General features: G+C 35.2%; 24 protein-coding genes. 11 read left to right on the top strand and 13 right to left on the bottom strand.

What is annotated here, in order from left to right:
• Positions 1 to 98 precede the first annotated feature (98 nt).
• Entirely contained in the window at positions 99 to 971 is an 873-nt protein-coding gene (locus PSR14_RS25765) for a YitT family protein (protein ID WP_000411240.1), read from the bottom strand.
• A 187-nt stretch (positions 972 to 1,158) separates the two neighbouring features.
• Positions 1,159 to 2,193 (bottom strand): YdcF family protein, encoded by a 1,035-nt coding sequence (locus tag PSR14_RS25760; protein ID WP_000007818.1) that lies wholly within the window; start codon positions 2,191 to 2,193, stop codon positions 1,159 to 1,161.
• 709 nt (positions 2,194 to 2,902) lie between these two features.
• On the opposite strand from PSR14_RS25760, the gene PSR14_RS25755 reads away from it, so the two are divergent.
• Together PSR14_RS25755 and PSR14_RS25750 are read left to right on the top strand one after the other, a co-directional pair.
• Positions 2,903 to 3,721 (top strand): S-layer homology domain-containing protein, encoded by an 819-nt coding sequence (locus PSR14_RS25755; protein ID WP_001211243.1) that lies wholly within the window; start codon positions 2,903 to 2,905, stop codon positions 3,719 to 3,721.
• Positions 3,722 to 3,805: 84 nt separating this feature from the next.
• Entirely contained in the window at positions 3,806 to 4,039 is a 234-nt protein-coding gene (locus PSR14_RS25750; protein ID WP_001998505.1) for a spore germination protein, read from the top strand.
• 166 nt (positions 4,040 to 4,205) lie between these two features.
• Here the strand turns inward: PSR14_RS25750 and cydB are convergent, their stop codons facing one another.
• Positions 4,206 to 5,234, bottom strand: a complete 1,029-nt coding sequence (gene cydB, locus PSR14_RS25745) for a cytochrome d ubiquinol oxidase subunit II (RefSeq protein ID WP_000017662.1) — start codon at positions 5,232 to 5,234, stop codon at positions 4,206 to 4,208.
• On the bottom strand, positions 5,224 to 6,573 hold the full coding sequence (gene cydA, locus PSR14_RS25740) for a cytochrome ubiquinol oxidase subunit I (RefSeq protein ID WP_048557024.1): 1,350 nt from the start codon (positions 6,571 to 6,573) through the stop codon (positions 5,224 to 5,226). The genes cydB and cydA overlap by 11 nt, the downstream gene beginning before the upstream one ends.
• 224 nt (positions 6,574 to 6,797) lie before the next feature.
• Between cydA and PSR14_RS25735 the strand changes: the two genes are divergently transcribed.
• Positions 6,798 to 7,361 (top strand): carbonic anhydrase, encoded by a 564-nt coding sequence (locus PSR14_RS25735; protein ID WP_000838159.1) that lies wholly within the window; start codon positions 6,798 to 6,800, stop codon positions 7,359 to 7,361.
• Here PSR14_RS25735 and yidD read toward each other — a convergent pair.
• Positions 7,358 to 7,594: a membrane protein insertion efficiency factor YidD gene (gene yidD / locus PSR14_RS25730; protein ID WP_000809334.1), complete on the bottom strand. Its 237-nt coding sequence runs from the start codon at positions 7,592 to 7,594 to the stop codon at positions 7,358 to 7,360. The genes PSR14_RS25735 and yidD overlap by 4 nt on opposite strands.
• A gap of 128 nt (positions 7,595 to 7,722) precedes the next feature.
• Between yidD and luxS the strand changes: the two genes are divergently transcribed.
• The gene (gene luxS / locus PSR14_RS25725; protein WP_001141369.1) at positions 7,723 to 8,196 is read left to right on the top strand and encodes an S-ribosylhomocysteine lyase LuxS; all 474 of its coding nucleotides are present in this window, start codon (positions 7,723 to 7,725) and stop codon (positions 8,194 to 8,196) included.
• Between the two features lie 495 nt (positions 8,197 to 8,691).
• Here luxS and PSR14_RS25720 read toward each other — a convergent pair whose 3' ends face one another.
• The 3 genes from PSR14_RS25720 to ytzI are packed head-to-tail and all read right to left on the bottom strand — an operon-like array spanning position 8,692 to position 9,285.
• Positions 8,692 to 8,922 (bottom strand): YczI family protein, encoded by a 231-nt coding sequence (locus tag PSR14_RS25720; RefSeq protein WP_000911960.1) that lies wholly within the window; start codon positions 8,920 to 8,922, stop codon positions 8,692 to 8,694.
• Between the two features lie 44 nt (positions 8,923 to 8,966).
• Positions 8,967 to 9,143: a DUF3953 domain-containing protein gene (locus tag PSR14_RS25715; protein ID WP_219993374.1), complete on the bottom strand. Its 177-nt coding sequence runs from the start codon at positions 9,141 to 9,143 to the stop codon at positions 8,967 to 8,969.
• Positions 9,136 to 9,285 carry a YtzI protein gene (gene ytzI / locus PSR14_RS25710; RefSeq protein WP_000472802.1) on the bottom strand — a complete coding sequence of 50 codons (150 nt, stop codon included), beginning with the start codon at positions 9,283 to 9,285 and terminating at the stop codon, positions 9,136 to 9,138. Before ytzI ends, PSR14_RS25715 begins: the two co-directional genes overlap by 8 nt.
• An 83-nt stretch (positions 9,286 to 9,368) precedes the next feature.
• Between ytzI and PSR14_RS25705 the strand changes: the two genes are divergently transcribed.
• From PSR14_RS25705 to PSR14_RS25695, 3 genes are all read left to right on the top strand, one after another.
• Complete coding sequence (locus PSR14_RS25705; protein WP_000435818.1) at positions 9,369 to 9,686, top strand: hypothetical protein; 318 nt, start codon at positions 9,369 to 9,371, stop codon at positions 9,684 to 9,686.
• A gap of 84 nt (positions 9,687 to 9,770) precedes the next feature.
• Positions 9,771 to 10,250: an antimutator 8-oxo-(dGTP/GTP)ase gene (gene mutTA, locus PSR14_RS25700; protein ID WP_000276388.1), complete on the top strand. Its 480-nt coding sequence runs from the start codon at positions 9,771 to 9,773 to the stop codon at positions 10,248 to 10,250.
• 108 nt (positions 10,251 to 10,358) lie between these two features.
• On the top strand, positions 10,359 to 10,898 hold the full coding sequence (locus tag PSR14_RS25695; RefSeq protein WP_000370319.1) for a DUF3267 domain-containing protein: 540 nt from the start codon (positions 10,359 to 10,361) through the stop codon (positions 10,896 to 10,898).
• Between the two features lie 38 nt (positions 10,899 to 10,936).
• Here the strand turns inward: PSR14_RS25695 and PSR14_RS25690 are convergent, their stop codons facing one another.
• Positions 10,937 to 11,611 carry an HAD family hydrolase gene (locus PSR14_RS25690; protein ID WP_061185176.1) on the bottom strand — a complete coding sequence of 225 codons (675 nt, stop codon included), beginning with the start codon at positions 11,609 to 11,611 and terminating at the stop codon, positions 10,937 to 10,939.
• A gap of 92 nt (positions 11,612 to 11,703) precedes the next feature.
• On the opposite strand from PSR14_RS25690, the gene PSR14_RS25685 reads away from it, so the two are divergent.
• Positions 11,704 to 12,819 carry a hypothetical protein gene (locus PSR14_RS25685; RefSeq protein WP_000827057.1) on the top strand — a complete coding sequence of 372 codons (1,116 nt, stop codon included), beginning with the start codon at positions 11,704 to 11,706 and terminating at the stop codon, positions 12,817 to 12,819.
• A 214-nt stretch (positions 12,820 to 13,033) separates the two neighbouring features.
• Positions 13,034 to 13,261, top strand: a complete 228-nt coding sequence (locus tag PSR14_RS25680) for a hypothetical protein (RefSeq protein ID WP_000849109.1) — start codon at positions 13,034 to 13,036, stop codon at positions 13,259 to 13,261.
• A 34-nt stretch (positions 13,262 to 13,295) separates the two neighbouring features.
• On the opposite strand, the gene PSR14_RS25675 is transcribed toward PSR14_RS25680, so the two are convergent.
• The 3 genes from PSR14_RS25675 to PSR14_RS25665 are packed head-to-tail and all read right to left on the bottom strand — an operon-like array spanning position 13,296 to position 15,878.
• On the bottom strand, positions 13,296 to 14,102 hold the full coding sequence (locus PSR14_RS25675) for an ABC transporter permease (RefSeq protein ID WP_000368785.1): 807 nt from the start codon (positions 14,100 to 14,102) through the stop codon (positions 13,296 to 13,298).
• Positions 14,095 to 14,859 carry an ABC transporter ATP-binding protein gene (locus PSR14_RS25670; protein ID WP_061185177.1) on the bottom strand — a complete coding sequence of 255 codons (765 nt, stop codon included), beginning with the start codon at positions 14,857 to 14,859 and terminating at the stop codon, positions 14,095 to 14,097. The genes PSR14_RS25675 and PSR14_RS25670 overlap by 8 nt, the downstream gene beginning before the upstream one ends.
• Before the next feature lie 11 nt (positions 14,860 to 14,870).
• Positions 14,871 to 15,878: an ABC transporter substrate-binding protein gene (locus tag PSR14_RS25665; RefSeq protein ID WP_000733214.1), complete on the bottom strand. Its 1,008-nt coding sequence runs from the start codon at positions 15,876 to 15,878 to the stop codon at positions 14,871 to 14,873.
• 120 nt (positions 15,879 to 15,998) lie between these two features.
• Between PSR14_RS25665 and PSR14_RS25660 the strand changes: the two genes are divergently transcribed.
• Positions 15,999 to 16,295 (top strand): DUF3986 family protein, encoded by a 297-nt coding sequence (locus PSR14_RS25660; protein ID WP_000455572.1) that lies wholly within the window; start codon positions 15,999 to 16,001, stop codon positions 16,293 to 16,295.
• Positions 16,296 to 16,306: 11 nt separating this feature from the next.
• Entirely contained in the window at positions 16,307 to 16,537 is a 231-nt protein-coding gene (locus PSR14_RS25655) for a hypothetical protein (protein WP_000227427.1), read from the top strand.
• 263 nt (positions 16,538 to 16,800) lie between these two features.
• Here PSR14_RS25655 and PSR14_RS25650 read toward each other — a convergent pair whose 3' ends face one another.
• Positions 16,801 to 18,054 (bottom strand): glycosyltransferase family 39 protein, encoded by a 1,254-nt coding sequence (locus tag PSR14_RS25650; RefSeq protein ID WP_000956217.1) that lies wholly within the window; start codon positions 18,052 to 18,054, stop codon positions 16,801 to 16,803.
• Positions 18,055 to 18,333 lie beyond the last annotated feature (279 nt).

Below are 18,333 nucleotides of genomic sequence, written 5' to 3'. Positions count from 1 at the left end.
AGCGATTATTAGAATATATCGACTTACCGACAAAAATTGACAACAATAACAGAAGAGGGTGTGCCAACATATTGGCACACCCCCTTCTTTCATAATGATTAATGAATATCACGTTTCTTAAAGTTACCGCCTTTTACTTCTGCTACGTCATAAACTGTAATAAAGGCGTGTGGATCGATTTCATTAATAAGTTCTTTCATTTTACTTTCTTCTAAACGGTTAATTACACAAGAAATTTCTTTGAATTTCTCTCTAGAATAACCGCCGTATACTTCGTTATATGTTGCACTTCGGCCTAAACGATCACGAATGGTTTCTACCATCAATTCAGGCTCTTTTGTAATGATTTTAAATGCTTTCGAACCACTTAAACCAACTTCAACGATATGAATCACTTTCGAAGCAATAAAGTAAGCAATTGCCGAAAGGATAGCTCCTTGAAGACCGAATACGGTTGATACGAAAATAAATACGAACATGTTTAAGAATAAAATAAGGTCACTCGTTCCAAATGGTAACTTACGAGAAAGCAATACAGCTAGCATATCGATTCCATCTAATGCCCCGCCATTACGCAATGCTAGTCCCATACCAAAACCGATGATAATACCACCAACAACTGTAACTAATAATGTATCGCCTTCAATAATAGCTGGTATTCCGTGCATGACAACGGTACCTATTGCTAATGAAGCAATCCCGATAATGGAATAAATCGCGAAGCTTTTACCGATTTGCTTATATCCTAACCAAACGAAAGGAATGTTAATAACTGCGATTAGAGCTCCTAATGGTAATCCAAACAATCTTGAACTAACGATACTTAAACCAGTTACACCACCGTCTGATACGTTATTTGGAATTAATACTGCCTCTAATCCGTACGCTGTAATAAATGCCCCAATAATAATCATCAAAGCTTTTGAAGCGATTTTAAGCTTATTGGGCTTGTTTTTGATAATTTTCTCCATATGATTTCCTCGTTTCAAACTAGTTTCTTATTTGTTACGTCATTCACACTTAAATTTTATTTTAACATTTTATTTGAAAAAATTCTCCTTTAATGGATGTATGCAGGGAATATTATGACCATATTAACTTTAAAATATTTTTGAAATGAGTATAAGAAATCCCATCCTTTCAAAGGATGGGATGCTATTAAGAAATGATAAAACTAAGCACGGATAGGAATAAAGCAAAACCTAAAATAGTTCCACATATTTTCATATGGCGCTTACGTCCCATCACAACGATTGCAACATACTCACGAATCATTGCATTAGGCCAATAATAAAAGGCTGTCTTTGATCCAATTCCTTGGCTATTAAGACCAGCTTGTCTTGCATATATACCAGCGCGGAAAAGGTGGAAATTATTCGTTGTAAAAATACTTTTATACTTACCGTCTGGTTTTAAAGAATCCATAATTTCTTTAGAGAACAACATATTTTGATATGTGTTTACAGAGCGATTTTCTTGCACTGTATGTTCAAGCGGAATTCCTTTTTCAACAGCGTACTTTTGCATCGCTTCTGCTTCAGGAAGGCCTTCATCTGGACCTTGTCCACCAGAGAAAATAATTGTTGGTGGCGTATTCACAGCGGCTTGTTTCCAGTAAAAGTCGATCGCTTTATGAATACGACTGGCAAGTAAAGGTGGTACTTTATCATTAATTAAGCCGCTACCGAGAACGATAATGAAATCTTGATTACGCCTTGGTCTGTTGAATTGATATAGAAAATAAGCGCTTAAGAAGTTAGATAAGTGTATAAAGAAATATACGGTTATAAGAGAAATACCAGCGAAAATAGGCTGGAAATGTGATGAGAAGAAACTTGCTGGACTTATGAAAAGGAATAATATACAGAATAAAATACCTAAAGCAGCAATAAGTGTTAAACAGTTAGTAAAACGTCGGCCTTCTCGTTTCATTAAAATTCTCGCATTCAGAAATAGTCCAAACATTAAAGCAACAATACCAAAAGGAATCATAACGATAAGTGCTAAAATAGGTAAGACTATTATGTAGCCTAGGATAGTATTACTTGAGTTCCAAGAGACAAGTATACAAAACAGAAGGAAAAAACAGATAAAAGTATTAAATAAAAAACCATTTATTATTTTTCGTGGATCTTTTAAATAGGAGATAAGAAAAATAATAAACAATATAAGAGGAATGATTCCGAAAGACATAAATATAGTACACCTCAACTTGTATAAGAATTTGACATACCTTTTATATTACATGATTTTATAATTGAAAATGAAAAAAAAAGGATTTTGAATTTTCTCAATAAAATATATGGATACATATGTTACAATGTATGTAAAGCGATATATTAAAAGTAAAATGGTTGAAGAGGCACTCTATGGAGTGTCTTTTCTTTTTCATATGTAATTATGCATATTATATTTATTTTCAAGTGAAGAGGATTAAAATATAAGTGGTAGACATACTTTATAAAACAGAATGTAATACAAACATTTCCCTCTACTTTTTGTATCTAACAATCGTATAACAATAAATAATTCTGTTTTATAGTGTCTGTTTATGAAAGGCATCTTCTTTGAAGGCGCCTTTTTTGTTGTTTCATGTAGATGCTTTTCACTGTTGGTATAGTGGAAAGTATCTATACTAAACATTAGCAATCTTCCGTATAAATATTATCAATTTACTATATATTCCAGTAGTGTTAACCTACATATGAAAGGCTTTCTTTTTCAAAATATTACCCCTAATAAATTTTTGAAGAAGTCAACTGTCTCCAAAATTGCCATTCATGCTTAGCAAAAAAGAATCCTGCAGGATTCTTTTTTGTGTTCGACAGAATATGACAAAGTACATTTGAATAATTTGTTATATTGTTAAATGGTTATTATGGAAAGAGAAGGAGACTTAAGTATGAGATTTAAAAAATTAATTTTAACAGGTGCACTTGTTGCAACTACAGCATTTACTTCAATTGGAACAGCGGAGGCAAGCGCAGGTTTTAAAGATGTTCCAAACAATCATTGGTCTTATAAAGCAATTATGGATTTAGCAAATAAAAACGTTGTTGCTGGATACGGAAATGGGATTTTTGGATTTGGTGATGATGTAACGCGTGAGCAAGTTGCAGCTCTTATGTTCCGCCATTTAAAACCGACAGTAAAAGAACAGTATAACAATCCATATAAAGATATTACGGATCGTTCAACTATGTTTAAAAAAGAGATTCTTGCTTTAACAGAGATGGGTATATTTGTTGGAGATAACACAGGAAAATTTAGACCGAAAGATTCGTTAACTCGTGAAGAAATGGCACAAATTTTGACAAGAGGATTCCAATTGCAAATTAGAGGGGATCATAATTTCCCGGATGTAGATAGAAATGGATGGGCGAATCCTGCGATTACTGCAATTAAATCAAATTATATTACGGCTGGAACTGGTGATGGTACATTCGCACCTAAAATGCATGTAAGTCGTGAGCAATACGTTCAGTTCTTATATAATGCAACGTTACCATTTGAAGAAAGACCAGGAGCAAAACAACCACAGCCACAACCGAAACCAGAAGTAAAACCGGAAGTGAAACCAGATCCGAAACGTTTTGCGAACTGTAAAGAAGCAAACGATGCGGGATATTATGACATTACAAGAGATAGCCCGTATTATGGTAAGCATTTAGACCGTGATGGCGATGGAATTGCTTGTGAGAAAAAGAAAAAAGGTAAATAAGAAAAAAGCACTCAGTCTGAGTGCTTTTTTCTTATGGAAACATGCTATTTTTTTAGGCGCTTTTCATAAAATGAAAGTAAGGAAATGAAAGTAGGTGACAAAATGCCGTCAGTTGTGGAAGGCGTTATTATTGAAAACTGCAATGGAACGATTAATTTAGGAGATAAATATAACGTGCAGCCGATTGAAAAAACGAAAGCTTATAATGGATCGGGATCATCGAATACAGGGATTAAAGTACAAACATTTAGCGGGATTAGTACATCAGATGTAGGGGATAGCGATGTGAATGATCAGGGAATACAGTTTACTTTATAGAGAAATATGTAAAATTGCATAAAATGATGAACTTGTCCTGTGCTACAATCTAGCTGTGAGCTGTTAATGATTCTTCTGTATTATAGTTGTTAGATTAGAAATATAACATCTTATCGAAAATCATACGTATAAAAAAGACACTTCAAACGAAGTGTCTTTTTTCATTTTAGTGATACCCTTTAGCAGAGTCTTTATGAATTTTATTTTTAAAGATACTGTAACTCCAAAGTTGATATCCAATAACAATTGGTACCATAACCATTGCAACGAAGAACATAATTTTTAAGTTTAATTGACTACCAGCTGCGTTGTATAACGTTGTACTATAAGCATCATTAATACGAGATGGTAACATTCTTGGGAACATACCCGCAAAGCCAGTTGTCATAAACATTGCGATTGTTAAGCAAACGAATGTGAATGCAAGACCGATTTTATGTTTGTACACCATAATAAGTGCGAGTACACTCATTAACATTGCAAGTACTGGAAGAATGAATAGTACCGGGTACTCTGTGAAGTTTTGGAATAAATTTGTACGATTTGCAGTTGCTACATAGAAAATAGCTAAAATGATAGCAGCTGCCATTGAAAATGGTCTTGCGATTTTATAAGCACGGTCAGATACTTCACCAGTCGTTTTAATCATAACCCAAAGGGCACCAGATACGACGAATATAGCAGTGAAGAACAGCCCTCCTAAAATACCGTAATGATTTAGTAAGCTAAGTAAATTTCCTTCATAGCCATTTTTTCCAATTTGTAGTCCGTAATAAAGATTAGCAAATGTAACACCGAATAGGAAAGCAATTAAGAAACTACCAATTGCAAATGCCCATTTACAAGTTTTTTGCCAAATTGGTGAATCATCTTTATGCATGAACTCAAGTCCAGCAGCACGAGCAAATAGTGCAAGTAATACTAAGAATAACGGTGTATATAAATAACTAAACATATTTGCATATGTGACTGGGAAGGCAGCAAATGTTGCGCCACCAGCTGTAATTAACCACACTTCATTACCGCCCCAGAACGGGCCAATTGCTTCTTGTAATTGATTTCGTTCTTGTCGGTCTTTCGTAACGAAAGGAAAAATCATTCCGTTACCAAGTGCATATCCATCAAGAATAAAGTAAACTGTCCAAATCACGCCCCATAAACCAAACCAGATAATCGCAAGCATATCATGAGACATGAGCCACGCCTCCCTCAGTAGCAGGTTCTTCTAATGCTGCTGGTCCTTTTTTGGCGAACTTCAGCATTAAGTATACATCTGCGATTAAAAGTAAAGTGTAGAACAAGATTAAACTAATTAATGAGAACCAAATTTGCGGGACAGATATAGGTGATACAGATTCTGCGGTACGCATGAGTTTATAAACTGTCCATGGTTGACGACCTACTTCGGCAACAATCCAACCAGCATTAATTGCGATATATGGTAGTAAAACAGACCATATTGTAATTTTTAAGTAACGTTTTGAGTTTTCTAGTTTTCCTTTTCGGTTTAAGTAGAAACCGTACCAAGTTAATGCCATAAAGAACATACCAAGTGCAACCATTAAGCGGAAGCTATAGTACACAAGGTTAACGTTTGGACGATCTTCTTTCGGAATATCTTTTAAACCAACAATTTCGCCATCAAATGAATTTGTATAGAAGAAGCTTCCTAACTTTGGAATCGTAAGGAATTCAAAGTTCTTTTCATTTTCCACATCAGGAATTTGAACAATCGAGAAGCCTTGTCCTTTCCCAGTTTCCCAAACAGCTTCCATTGCAGCACCTTTAGCAGGTTGATATTTAGCCGCGGATACACCAGATTGATGTCCCATAAACGGTGTAATTGTTGCGGCAAATAAGCCTAACATTAAGCCAAACTTAAATGATTTTTTGAAGAATTCAACTTCATTTTTACGTAATAAGTGATAGGCACTAATTGCCATGACGAAGAAAGCACCAACAATATAACAACCAACTACAGTATGGAAGAACATATTCCAAGCGTATGGATTCGTAACGAGTGCCCAGAAATCATTTAATTCAGCGCGGCCGTTACGTACGACGTAGCCAACTGGGTTTTGCATAAAGCCGTTTGCTGTAATAATCCAAAGGGCGGAAATATTTGTGCCAAGTGCAACCATCCACATACAGAAGGCACGGAACTTTGGTGAAATTTTGTCTTTACCGAATAACCATATTCCCATGAAAGTAGATTCTAAGAAGAAGGCAACGAGTGCTTCGATTGCGAGAGGTGATCCGAAAATATCTCCCATATATTTGGAGTACTCAGACCAGTTTGTTCCAAATTGGAATTCCATCGTAATCCCGGTTATAATCCCCATTACGAAGTTAATTGTAAATAATTTACCCCAGAAATTTGCCATTTTGCGGTATGTTGGATTCAATGTGCGGGCGTATTGAGTCTCCATACACGCTACTAAAATAACAAGTCCGATTGTCAAAGGTACAAATAAAAAATGATAAAAAACAGTAATTGCAAATTGAAAACGACTCAGTAACAGAACGTCGGACATAATAAATATTCACTCCTTTTTTACATTATCTACAATCAGTTTATAGTGAAAATGCGTTTAAAGTATGTGAGACTTGTTACAAAGCTGTGTGTATATTTTGAAAGAATTATGTCGATTATCTGAAAATATCTTATTTTTACTATAAAGCGATATCCTTTTTGAGTTTTTCATATTTTGGTACACTAATTATGTAGTGTAAACGAGAGAAAAGAGGGCCTTTTACTATGAAGTCATTAGAAGAGATTTTGCAATACAATGAGAAATTTGTTGAAGAGAAAAAGTATGAAGAGTTTGTAGCGGGGAAATTTCCAAACAAAAAGATGGTAATTATTTCTTGTATGGATACAAGACTTGTTGAACTATTGCCGAAAGCGATGAATATGCGTAACGGCGATGTGAAAATTATTAAAGTAGCAGGCGCTGTTATTTCACATCCATTTGGAAGTATTATGCGTAGTATTTTAGTCGCTGTATACGAACTTGGCGCTGATGAAGTATGTGTAGTTGGTCACCATGATTGTGGTATGGCAAAAATTCAAGCAAGCAGTACGATTGAGAAAATGAAAGAACGCGGTATAACAGAAGAGAAATTAGATATGCTTCGTTATTCTGGAATCGATTTAGAACAATTCTTGCGCGGTTTCTCTAGTGTAGAAGAAAGTGTAGAACATAGCGTATCAGTACTTCGCAACCACCCATTACTTCCGGAAGAAGTACCTGTTCACGGTCTTGTTATCGATCCTGATACAGGAAAATTAGATTTAGTTGTGAATGGTTACGACAATTAAGAATTTACTTTGTCATCCTTTTTATCTGGGACAGGATCAAATCCTCCCGGGTGGAAAGGGTGACATTTTAATATACGCTTACAAGTAAGCCAAAAGCCTTTGAGGGCACCATGCTTTTGAAACGCCTCTAATCCGTAATGAGAACAAGTTGGATAAAAGCGGCAAGTGGGTGGTGTCATCGGAGAAATGAACTTTTGATAAAAGCGTATAATCCCAATAAAAATCTGTTTCATAACGATCTCCTTTTCAGCATATTCTTAAAGTATTATAGCACGACTGTACATAATACTTTACTAATGTGCATTTCCGTTATATCATATTGGATATAGCGGAATTAAATTAAAAGCGGGAGAGATGTTGTATGCCATCAGTAGAAAGCTTTGAATTAGATCATACGATTGTAAAGGCACCTTATGTAAGACATTGCGGAGTTCACAATGTAGGTAGTGACGGTATTGTAAATAAATTTGATATTCGTTTTTGCCAACCGAATAAACAAGCGATGAAACCAGATGTTATTCATACGTTAGAACATTTATTAGCATTTAATTTACGTAAATATATTGATCGTTATCCGCATTTCGATATTATCGATATTTCACCAATGGGCTGCCAAACAGGATACTACCTTGTAGTAAGCGGAACACCGACAGTTCGAGAAATTATTGATTTATTAGAATTAACATTAAAAGATGCGGTTCAAATTACAGAAATTCCAGCTGCAAATGAAACGCAATGTGGTCAAGCGAAGCTTCACGATTTAGAAGGAGCAAAACGTTTAATGAACTTCTGGTTAAGCCAAGATAAAGATGAACTTGAGAAAGTATTTGGATAGAAAGAAAACTGCCTGTGAAAGGGCAGTTTTTTTGTGTCATGATAATAAATAAAATTATATCGACGATTTTTCGAATATATCGACCGTAACTTGAAATATATCAACGATTTTTTTAATATATCGACGTTTCGACACTGGATATCGACTTACCGACAAAAACTGACAAAAAAATCATCCCTATTTTATTACGTGCTTGTAAATGCGAAATTGCTCAAGATTTCATTCTATATGTAGCGAAGGTAGTTTGATATGAGAACGAAGAGTGTAAGAATAGAAACGAAAAAAAAACGGAATGCTCATTGATTTTCGTCCGGATATAAATTCGTTAATTCCGACAAGAATAAAGAAAAAACTGAGAATAAATTGTACGTATGGGAGAAGTGAGAAATGATCGGTAATCTGGATATAAGTGCAAAGAAAGAGTATGAGAAGCGTGAAAAGTCCTAAAGCAATCCGTAATCCAATTAGCATGTAATTCCCCCTTAAATAGATTATTTATCGGAATATTTCTGAGAAGCTAAGAAATAAAGCACCAGCTCCAGCTATGAAAGCAAATATACCACTAGATTTTCTGTCTTGTTTTATTTCTCCTAGTCCTATAGTGAAAGCCATTAATCCTAAGAAAATGAACATATAAGGCATCATTTCTCTATTACCAGTAAAATATCCGTAAATTACTATACATAATGCAATGAGTGCAAAAATAATCTGTAATCCCTTTAGCATATATATCCCCCTTGTTATTTTATATAGCTAATGATGAGGAAAATCTAAATAAATCCGGTTCCTGAATCTTTTTTCTTTATTTGTTCAAGGGCAATAAGGAATAGTAAAGCTCCTAATAGAAATTGTGAAAGTGGTAGAAAGTTATGTTGACCTGCTAGTAAACGAATACTGGATATGATGTGGCCTAAAATAAGTAGTAGTATACGAAGCGTATTATGAATTCTTCTTGCTGTTTTTTGTATACGGGTTATCTTCTGGTTTATCGACGGAATGTTTATAAGCGTAGCCTTTATTAATCGTCATGACGGAGAGTACTAATATGACTAGGACGATTATAATACCGATAATTAATATTTTAAACATGGAATCCCTCCTTTTCTTTATTTTACATAATTTTGTAATTGATGAAAACAATAGAAATAAAAAGGATGAAAGAAGGGTGTTACATGGAGCAGAAAAAAACATATTATATATCAATAGCAAACGGTCAAATTTCACAAGTGAAGACAGCGGATACGTATAATTTTGAGATTTCCGCAAATGATGAGGAAATTACGGAGTTAAGAGAGTACTTTGATCAAGCGTATGTAGAGGATTTAGGTTCATTTGTACGCTCCCACGTTCCATTTGTTGAGTATCATCATGATTCAAATAATGACCGATATGATGAACAACTACAAAAAGCATATAAAATGATTTACGATTTAGGAAATCATGAGACGAAAGAATTAGTCGCGCAAATGGGAATAATCAATGGATTATAATTGGATAATATTATGCAGAAAAGCGAGAATATGCTACAATTTGTGGTAGGAAAAACTTGTAACCATCAATAGGGGAGTAATGGCATGTACAAATTTAAAGATTATTACCACAACACTGTACAATTATCGTTTGAACGTTATCCATTTTCTCCTGAGCCAAAGCATGTTTGGGTTGTATGCCGGTACGGGGATCAATGGTTATTAACGCATCATTTACGTCGCGGTCTTGAATTTCCAGGTGGAAAAGTAGAACTAGGGGAAACACCGGAAGAAGCGGCAGTTCGAGAGGTTCATGAAGAAACCGGCGGCATAGTTTCTGATTTAACTTACTTAGGACAATATAAAGTATCTGGAAAAGACAAAATAATCATTAAAAACATTTATTTTGCAACAATTAGTGCGGTAGAACAACATACGCATTACGAAGAAACGAAAGGGTCTGTTTTATTAAAAAACATTCCTGACAACATTAAAACGGATAGAAAATTTAGCTTTATAATGCGCGACGATGTATTGGCGCGTACGATGAAACATATAGAAGAAATCGGCTGTTTTACGAAGTAAAGTGGCCGATTTCTTTTTTTATAAGATCAAATGTAAATATATCTTTACATTATTTTGGGTATATTATACAATTTTGTAAAGATATATTTACATTTTAGGAGGAGGAAGATGGATAACAGAAAAGAAACGACTGTTACTGTTTCGATGGTTAAGTTAAATATCTATTCATTACTTATAATATTTGCGTTGGCGTTTGGAATTGGTTATTTGCATATATTTCTTTCAGGCGGGGTTCAATTTGAATTTACATTGCCCGTTATGTTTCTTTTGATTATTGGAATGATTGTTTTCGTTTGTATTCATGAGGCAATACATTTAATTGGATTTCGTTATATCGGAGGTGTTCCATGGAGTGAACTAACATGGGGCGTCAATTGGAAATTAGGTGCTGCATACGCTCATTCTAAAAAAGAAATTACAGTAAAGCAAATGAAGAAAGTGTTAATGCTGCCGTTTTTACCGACTGGAATTTTGCCAATTGTATTGGGGTTAGCTATGAATCTGGAGCCACTCTCATTTTTAGGAATTCTACTAACAGCAGGTTGCATGGGTGACATTGCCTTATATCAAAAAGTTTCAAAGTTTCCAGATGATGCGCTAGTTAAAGATCATCCGAGTAAACCGCAGTTTACAGTATATGAATTATAAAGGAAGAGGAGGCGTCCGGGAAACGAAGCCTCCTTTTACTATTTTCTTGTTTTTTTCTCTATCTCTAAAAACGAAAGCACCTCCAACAAATCATCCACCACACGCGAATGCTCAAAATTACCCCAAAATGAATCTCTTTTCCAAACACCAAGAATCCCTACTTGTTCAGAACCCAGTACATCATTTTCAGGATGATCCCCAACGTAAAGACATTCTTCTGCCTTCACATCTAGCTTTTTTAAAGCTCTTTCGAAAATTTCAGGATGCGGTTTTTTAATTCCTTCCGCTTCTGAAACGAGAATTGTATTTGTATACGTATGTATGTTTAGTGCGCGAAGATTATTTATCTGAAAGTCAGTAAAGCCGTTTGTAATAATACCAATTTTAATATTTTGTTGTGTTAAACGTTGAAGTAATTCATGCATGTTTTGGAAAGGGATACAATGATGTTGAAAATTTGTAATGTAGTCGTGCAGCAGTTGCTCTTGCGTTAAAGTAGTAATGTTGTATTCGGAAAGGAGAGTAGCATATACTTTATCTTTCCACGTATAGCCATTATTATCTAGTTCGAGAAATCGAGAACAATACTCGGATTTTTCTATGTTCATTAAATGAGAGGCAAAGCGATTATATTGATCATGAATAAATTGTTCTAAAGATTGACGACGATCTAATAGTGTTCCATCTAAGTCGAATAAGACTGCCCGAATCATAGGAAACCTCCTTACATTTTTTATAATTCATTATCGCATATTCGTTAAAAAATGATTATGATATTTTGTAGAATGGAATAATGGAGGATTGTATGAAGAGACTGTATGGCAAGTTAGTAGGGGTTATCGTTGCAATCGGCTTACTAGCAGGGTGCGAAAGTTCTATGAAGAGTGTGAAAGAAAAAGAAGTGTGTAAAACAGACGAAGAATGCGTGGAAATAGGAGATAAGAAACTTCAAAAAGTATATGAAAAAATAGATGGATTATCTGAGCTTGAAGCAGTAGAAGATTATGAAATAGAAGAGCATGAAAGTGCAGATATGAAAGAGGCAGAGCAGAAAAAAGAAGATGATGATGAAAATTATTTCTTTTTAGCTTCTTATTATATTGATGGCGATGAAATTGTAGATCCTTATTTTGAAAAAATAGAACGGAAACGTTTAAATAAAGTATTTGCTGAAGATAAAGAAGCGAAAGAAGAAGTACTGCAACAACGTCAAGATAGAGGGTATCATGAAGACTTGTGGGATATGTATCGCACGCTCATTCCAGCTAAATATCGCGGGAATATAACAGAATTTGATCTAATAACGGATGGTTATGACGGTGTTGTTGCTCACGTTATGCCTAGTATAGAGAATCCGAAAGAATGGACTCTTAGCTTAGATACGCTTGATTCTGCGGTAAATATTGATGAAGTGATGAAAACATTAATTCATGAGACGGCTCACGTGTTAACGCTCGGGCATAAGCAAATACCAGTAGATGAAAACTATGTAAAGGATTTTGAAGAGGATAAAGATATTTCGACGTACCGAAATAAATGCGGCAATCTTTTCTTACAAGAGGGATGTGCGGAGGAAAACTCTTATATCAATCAATTTTATAATTCTTTCTGGAAGCCTATTGAGCAGGAGTGGACAGAAAAGAAAGTAGAAGAAAGTGAAGAAACGCAAATTGAATTTTTTAAAGAAAAACATGATGAGTTTGTCTCACAGTATGGAACGACAAATGTAGCAGAAGATATTGCAGATACATTTACAGCATTTATTTTGCAAGATTCAAAAAAGGTGAAAGAAGGATCGGAGTTAAAGTATAAAAAAATTGCCTTTTTCTATCAATTCCCTGAGCTTGTAAAAATGAGGGCGGAAGTGTTGGCAGGATTATATGATGTTTCGAAAACGATAGAACAACGAAGTGGAAACTAATGCGGGTTATATATGTTAGCTAAGAAAACGTAAAGAATTGTAGTTCTTTACGTTTTTTATGTTGATAAAATTGAAAATTCTGTATTTTTATTAAAAAGAAGAAGGAACTACCATTATAAAATAGAATTAGTATAAAAATGTCACAATTTAGACACAATTATAATGCGCGTGTTATAGGGACTATAAGTTTACTCTCGAGGAGGTAATGAAACGTATGAAAACGATTCTTGCTGTCGCTGGTCTCATTTGGGTAATGTCTCACGGTTTTCCGATTTTTGAAGGGGAGCAAATTCGTAGTGCATTGGATAAAAAGTTTAATGATTATCATGTAATAGATCGAAAAGATAATGTCGTTACAGTACGTGTGAAAGATTGTTTCCATACAGTTACGGTTGCGGATGGAAACGTTAAAAATGAAACAAAGATGTGTGATAAAAAGTAAAAGAAAGAAGCTGACTATAGTCTATCGCTCTAAGTCAGCTTCTTTTTCGTTTCCCAATTAGAAGTTTTTCAAATGCCTCAACAAACACATACATAAGTGTTGCGAGGACGCATGTGAGTAGTACGCTTAGTAAGACAAGTGTGAAATTAAATACTTGAAATCCGTAGCTAATTAAGTAGCCAAGGCCTTGTTTAGAGACGAGAAGTTCGCCGAATATAACACCGACCCACGATAATCCAACGTTCACTTTTAACGTTGAAATAATGGCTGGGAAAGATGCAGGGAGAACGACTTGTTTATAACATTGCCATTTATTTGCGCCAAATGTGTCCATCACTTTTATATAGTTAGAATCGACTTCTTGAAATGCGCTGTAAATAACGAGAATGGTAATGATGATAGAAATGATTACTCCCATTGCAATTGAAGAAGAAATATTTGGACCGAAGATTACAATGATAATTGGCCCAAGTGCTACTTTTGGCATGGCGTTTAGGACGACGAGATATGGATCAAGTACGCGGGCGAGAAGTGGTAGCCACCAAAGGAAAGTAGCGATAATGGCTCCGAGCACTGTTCCAAGAATGAAACCTACTCCCGTTTCAAGTAATGTCGTCCATATGTGGACCCAAAGCGAACCGTCCATCCATTTATTAAGGAAGAGATCCCAAATGCTTGAAGGAGAGCTAAAGAGTAAAGGGTCAATCCATTCTTTTTTGCTAGCGATTTCCCATAGTGCAAAGAAAAGAATGAGCAGTAAAAGTTGCAAAGAGCGTGCTAACCATGCGCGCCTGCGTTCTTTTTTCCGAAACTGTTCATGTAGTTGCTTTATATTATCCAAGGCGCTCCAACTCCTTCCATATATTTTGGAAGAGGGATGGGAAGTCATGGTGGTGGCGTGATTCTAACGGTGATAAGGAACGGATGCTTTCTGGGACGATAAATGTTTTTGAAATTTTTCCGGGATTCGCTTGTAGTAAATAAATACGATCACTCATCGCAATTGCTTCTTCAATATCATGCGTCACGAGTAGTGAAGTTTTCTTATATTTGTGTAGTAAGCTGAAAACGAGATCTTCTAGTTTCAATTTCGTTTGATAATCGAGCGCCGAAAAAGGTTCATCTAGCAATAAAATTTTTGGATCGGTCGCTAATGTTCGAACGAGGGCGGCACGTTGACGCATACCACCGGATAGTTCACGAGGGTATTGCTGCTCTACATCATGTAGACCGACTTGCTTTAAAAGCTGTAAAGTATGTTCTTTCGTCTGTTCATCGTAAATGTTTCGGATATGAAGTCCAAGCATAATATTTTCTTCAATTGTCTTCCAAGGGAACAAGTAGTCTTGCTGCAACATATACCCCATAGATGAAGTTTTCGTTGTAATGGGCTCACCATCTAAAAAGACGATACCTTCAATTGGATCAAGCAGCCCGGCAATAATGGAGAGGAGTGTCGTTTTGCCGCAACCACTTGGACCGAGTATCGAAATGAATTCGCCTTCTTCCACTTGTAAACTCATATCTTCGAGAATCAATTTGGCATTCTCTTTTGCGAAAAAGCAGTGAGAAACGTTACGTATTTGTAAAAAGCTCATACACTTCGCCTCTATTTCTTAATAACGCTCTCGGCAATTTTTGTATTGACGAGCGCTTCATGTGGAACTTCTTTTTGTAATTCGCCAGCGTCTTTCATAATCGTTTGGAGCTGTTTCCATTCTTCAGCATCTAATAGCGGATTTGTCGCATAAGAATGTTGCTTTTTATACCGTTCAATTACTTTTACTGTAATGTCTTTTGAAGTGTCTTTAAATACCGGAGAAACGGCATCAGCAATCTCTTCTGGACTATGAGTATCAACCCATTGTTGTGCTTTATAGAGCGCACGTGTGAATTTTTCAGCAGCAGCTTTATCTTTCTTTAAGAAACTTTCCTTTGCCATGAACGATGTATACGGAACAGTACCAGATTCATTTCCGAACGAAGCGACGATATATCCTTTTCCTTCTTTTTCGAATATACTTGCAGTCGGTTCAAAGAGCTGGACAAATTCCCCTGTACCAGATGCGTAGGCATTTGCAATATTAGCAAATTCAATGTTTTGAATTAAGTTTGTATCTTTGTGAGGATCAATGCCATTTTTCTTTAAAACGTATTCTCCAACCATTTGCGGCATACCGCCTTTACGCTGTCCTAAAAACGTAACACCTTTTACGTCATTCCAATTAAAAGAGTCTAATTTTTTACGTGAAACTAAAAATGTTCCATCTGTTTGTGTAAGTTGTGCGAAGTTAATGACGGGGTCTTTTGCGCCTTGTTGATGAACGTAAATGGACGTTTCAGAACCGACGAGAGCAATATCAATCCCGCCAGATAATAAGGCAGTCATCGTTTTATCTCCTCCAGCTGTTGTTTGGAGGTCAACATGTAATCCCTCATCTTTAAAAAATCCTTTTTCAATCCCGACATATAACGGGGCATAGAAGAGAGAGTGGGTAACTTCGCCGACTCGAACATTTTGAGTTTGTTCTTTCGTATCTTCTTTTTTACTACTGCAAGCAACAAGTGTGAAGACAGCTAGTAACATGATACAAAAAACAGCTATTAATTTTTTCACTATATAACACCTCCTAGAAGTCACTCTACAAGCATGATATGTAGGTAAGTGCCCACATGTGAGTGTAGATAGCAGGAATTTTTTTGGTGATAAAGAAGTACAAATATAAGGGGTGATAAAATGGAGTACGAATATGATGATAGCGTACATTTACATCTTGACTATTTCGGAACAGAATGTGATATGGAATCGATTGCTTATAAACGGAAGAATGAAGACGTGTGGGATGTATATTTTAATTTTGGAGCATATGGTCTTCAGAAAGATGGGATCGAGACGGGTAAATTTATGGACGAATATGCTGGCTATTACGTTTTTTCTGTACATGCTCGTGATCTTAGTTGGGAATTTGGAAGTGCTCAATTTGAAGAGTGGGTTTTGAAAAATCATATAGTAGAAAAATCGCTGCAAAAATAAGGAGGAATTTTGTGGTCGATTTTCTCATTTTCTTATTCATTTTTGTAGTGGGATTTTTTATTATGCAAGTGCTCATTTACCGATTTGCAAAGAAAAACATCCAAAAATATACAAAAACAAAATGGATTCATATGTGGCTAGAGATGAATATGAAAAAGGGTCCGAGATTAGATTTTTTTGATTTTGTAGTTATTGTACTCGTATGTATCGTATGGAAAATATGGCTGTTTCCTTTTATATAATACACATGCTAATGATTTTTTCTTTTATCATAAAATAACGAAAAGAACCTGTCTTGTGGCGGGTTCTTTTCGTTATAGTAATAGTTGTAAAAAACTTGCATTTATAAGTGAAATAGTGAGTAGTATTGTGAAAGATATTTTGACAAATACAGAAACATATACATACGGAATTAAAGTGTGATTACAGAATGGACAAATTGGCTGTGTGCAAAGTGTGGGGTAATAAGAAAGAGGTCGTCCACCGTTGGACGACCTCTTTCTTATTATGCTTGGTTCGTGCGGAAGAATGGAAGCTTCTGCACAATGTGAATTAATCCGTATGCAAGAATTAAGCACATAAGAGGATTAATGAAAAATCCATAGCGATTAATTGCTAAGAATAAGTTTGAGAAGATAATGTAAATAATAGAACTTGCTACTAGCATCATAACGCGTTTATGTTTAAATGAATTTAGCATGAAGCAGAAGCTGCTCAAGAATGTACCGATGATAAACACTCTATGACATAGTTGCATAAAGTTGTGAATACGGTATTGGTCTACAGCAGGAGCTGTTTTGAATAATTCAATTGTTTTACCGACAGTGAACCAGGAGAACCAATAAGTGAAGTCCGTCTTAAAGCCGTTCTTGATTAATTCTTTTGCGTATGCCCCTTTGTCATCTAAGCCTTTGGCTCTCATTTCATTTACTATATTTTCATATCCAATTTTATTAAATGGATCAGCACCCGCAATTAGTGGATCAGCACCTTGGGTTGAGAATAAAATAAATTGGTTGAGTGCTAAATAGTTACGAACAACCCATGCACCAATAATAAAGAAAGGTCCGATAAACCATAACAATCCGATTCGAATGGAGTCTTTAAATCCATATGTAAATAACACAACAAGAACAGGAATGAGCATCATTGGAGCTGGATTTGGACGGAACATAAGTAAAATTGAAACGACAATTCCAAACCATATATGGAATTTCACTTTATTGTATTTCCATGCGAGAACAAATACATATACACATAACGCTAATAAGAATATGGATGGAACTTCTGTTAGCAATGTACGGAAGTATGTATAGTTACTTGGATAAATAGCATATAAAATACTTGCAACAATTCCATAAATGTTTTTTTCGAACAATTCTTTTCCTATTAAGAATACTAATAGCACTGTGCATAGGTTCATAATCATGTTAATAACAGTTGCTACGTAATAGTAAGGAATTGATGTAATATCAGAAATAATCATAGCGCCAGCTAATAGTAATGGCTGACCTGGTGTGATATATGCATTTTTCCCTGGAACTTCACTAGGTTCTAAATACACATAACCAAATACACCATGTTTTAATAGTTGTTCAGCTGTTAACGAATAGTTAAAGGCATCATTTGCACCATATGTTACTTTGACTAACTCTCCATCTAATCCTGGCTGTTTTACTAAACAAAAAACGTGCAACAGGAAAGAAAGCGCCAAAATTGCATATACCGCTTTAGGCAAACTCTTAAACTTAGTAAGCAAAAATGAGCAACTCCTTTTTTATTAATTCTTTCGTATTTTCATGTGAAATCTTTAATAGTATTAAGGATTTCCAAAACATAGTTATTATATCATAAAGTGGAATGCTGAAATTAAGTTTTTCAAGAATGAGTAATTTGTATGCCATAATTTAACTGTTTACTAAGGGAATATTAAGACAATACATTTATGATAGAATCAACTATGCAGACGAAATATGTCATATATGTTATTTTAATAGAAATAGTTCTTTCGATGCGGGGGAAATTAAGACATAGAAAC

It is taken from the genome of Bacillus sp. A01H (assembly GCF_045277205.1).
Taxonomy (GTDB): domain Bacteria; phylum Bacillota; class Bacilli; order Bacillales; family Bacillaceae_G; genus Bacillus_A; species Bacillus_A paranthracis.
The sequence above is the reverse complement of the archived record's forward strand: the minus strand, read 5'-3'. Positions and strand labels throughout refer to the sequence as shown.

What these genes read in the sequence shown, in the direction of transcription:
- PSR14_RS25680 (WP_000849109.1), top strand. Translation starts at nt 13,034, where the DNA reads ATGAAAACGATTCTTGCTGTCGCTGGTCTCATTTGGGTAATGTCTCAC.
- PSR14_RS25660 (WP_000455572.1), top strand. Translation starts at nt 15,999, where the DNA reads ATGGAGTACGAATATGATGATAGCGTACATTTACATCTTGACTATTTC.
- PSR14_RS25670 (WP_061185177.1), bottom strand. Translation starts at nt 14,859, where the DNA reads ATGAGCTTTTTACAAATACGTAACGTTTCTCACTGCTTTTTCGCAAAA.
- PSR14_RS25750 (WP_001998505.1), top strand. Translation starts at nt 3,806, where the DNA reads ATGAAAGTAGGTGACAAAATGCCGTCAGTTGTGGAAGGCGTTATTATT.
- PSR14_RS25695 (WP_000370319.1), top strand. Translation starts at nt 10,359, where the DNA reads ATGGATAACAGAAAAGAAACGACTGTTACTGTTTCGATGGTTAAGTTA.
- ytzI (WP_000472802.1), bottom strand. Translation starts at nt 9,285, where the DNA reads ATGTTTAAAATATTAATTATCGGTATTATAATCGTCCTAGTCATATTA.
- mutTA (WP_000276388.1), top strand. Translation starts at nt 9,771, where the DNA reads ATGTACAAATTTAAAGATTATTACCACAACACTGTACAATTATCGTTT.
- PSR14_RS25735 (WP_000838159.1), top strand. Translation starts at nt 6,798, where the DNA reads ATGAAGTCATTAGAAGAGATTTTGCAATACAATGAGAAATTTGTTGAA.
- PSR14_RS25760 (WP_000007818.1), bottom strand. Translation starts at nt 2,193, where the DNA reads ATGTCTTTCGGAATCATTCCTCTTATATTGTTTATTATTTTTCTTATC.
- cydA (WP_048557024.1), bottom strand. Translation starts at nt 6,573, where the DNA reads ATGTCCGACGTTCTGTTACTGAGTCGTTTTCAATTTGCAATTACTGTT.
- PSR14_RS25765 (WP_000411240.1), bottom strand. Translation starts at nt 971, where the DNA reads ATGGAGAAAATTATCAAAAACAAGCCCAATAAGCTTAAAATCGCTTCA.
- PSR14_RS25685 (WP_000827057.1), top strand. Translation starts at nt 11,704, where the DNA reads ATGAAGAGACTGTATGGCAAGTTAGTAGGGGTTATCGTTGCAATCGGC.
- cydB (WP_000017662.1), bottom strand. Translation starts at nt 5,234, where the DNA reads ATGTCTCATGATATGCTTGCGATTATCTGGTTTGGTTTATGGGGCGTG.
- PSR14_RS25720 (WP_000911960.1), bottom strand. Translation starts at nt 8,922, where the DNA reads ATGCTAAAGGGATTACAGATTATTTTTGCACTCATTGCATTATGTATA.
- PSR14_RS25690 (WP_061185176.1), bottom strand. Translation starts at nt 11,611, where the DNA reads ATGATTCGGGCAGTCTTATTCGACTTAGATGGAACACTATTAGATCGT.
- yidD (WP_000809334.1), bottom strand. Translation starts at nt 7,594, where the DNA reads ATGAAACAGATTTTTATTGGGATTATACGCTTTTATCAAAAGTTCATT.
- luxS (WP_001141369.1), top strand. Translation starts at nt 7,723, where the DNA reads ATGCCATCAGTAGAAAGCTTTGAATTAGATCATACGATTGTAAAGGCA.
- PSR14_RS25755 (WP_001211243.1), top strand. Translation starts at nt 2,903, where the DNA reads ATGAGATTTAAAAAATTAATTTTAACAGGTGCACTTGTTGCAACTACA.
- PSR14_RS25705 (WP_000435818.1), top strand. Translation starts at nt 9,369, where the DNA reads ATGGAGCAGAAAAAAACATATTATATATCAATAGCAAACGGTCAAATT.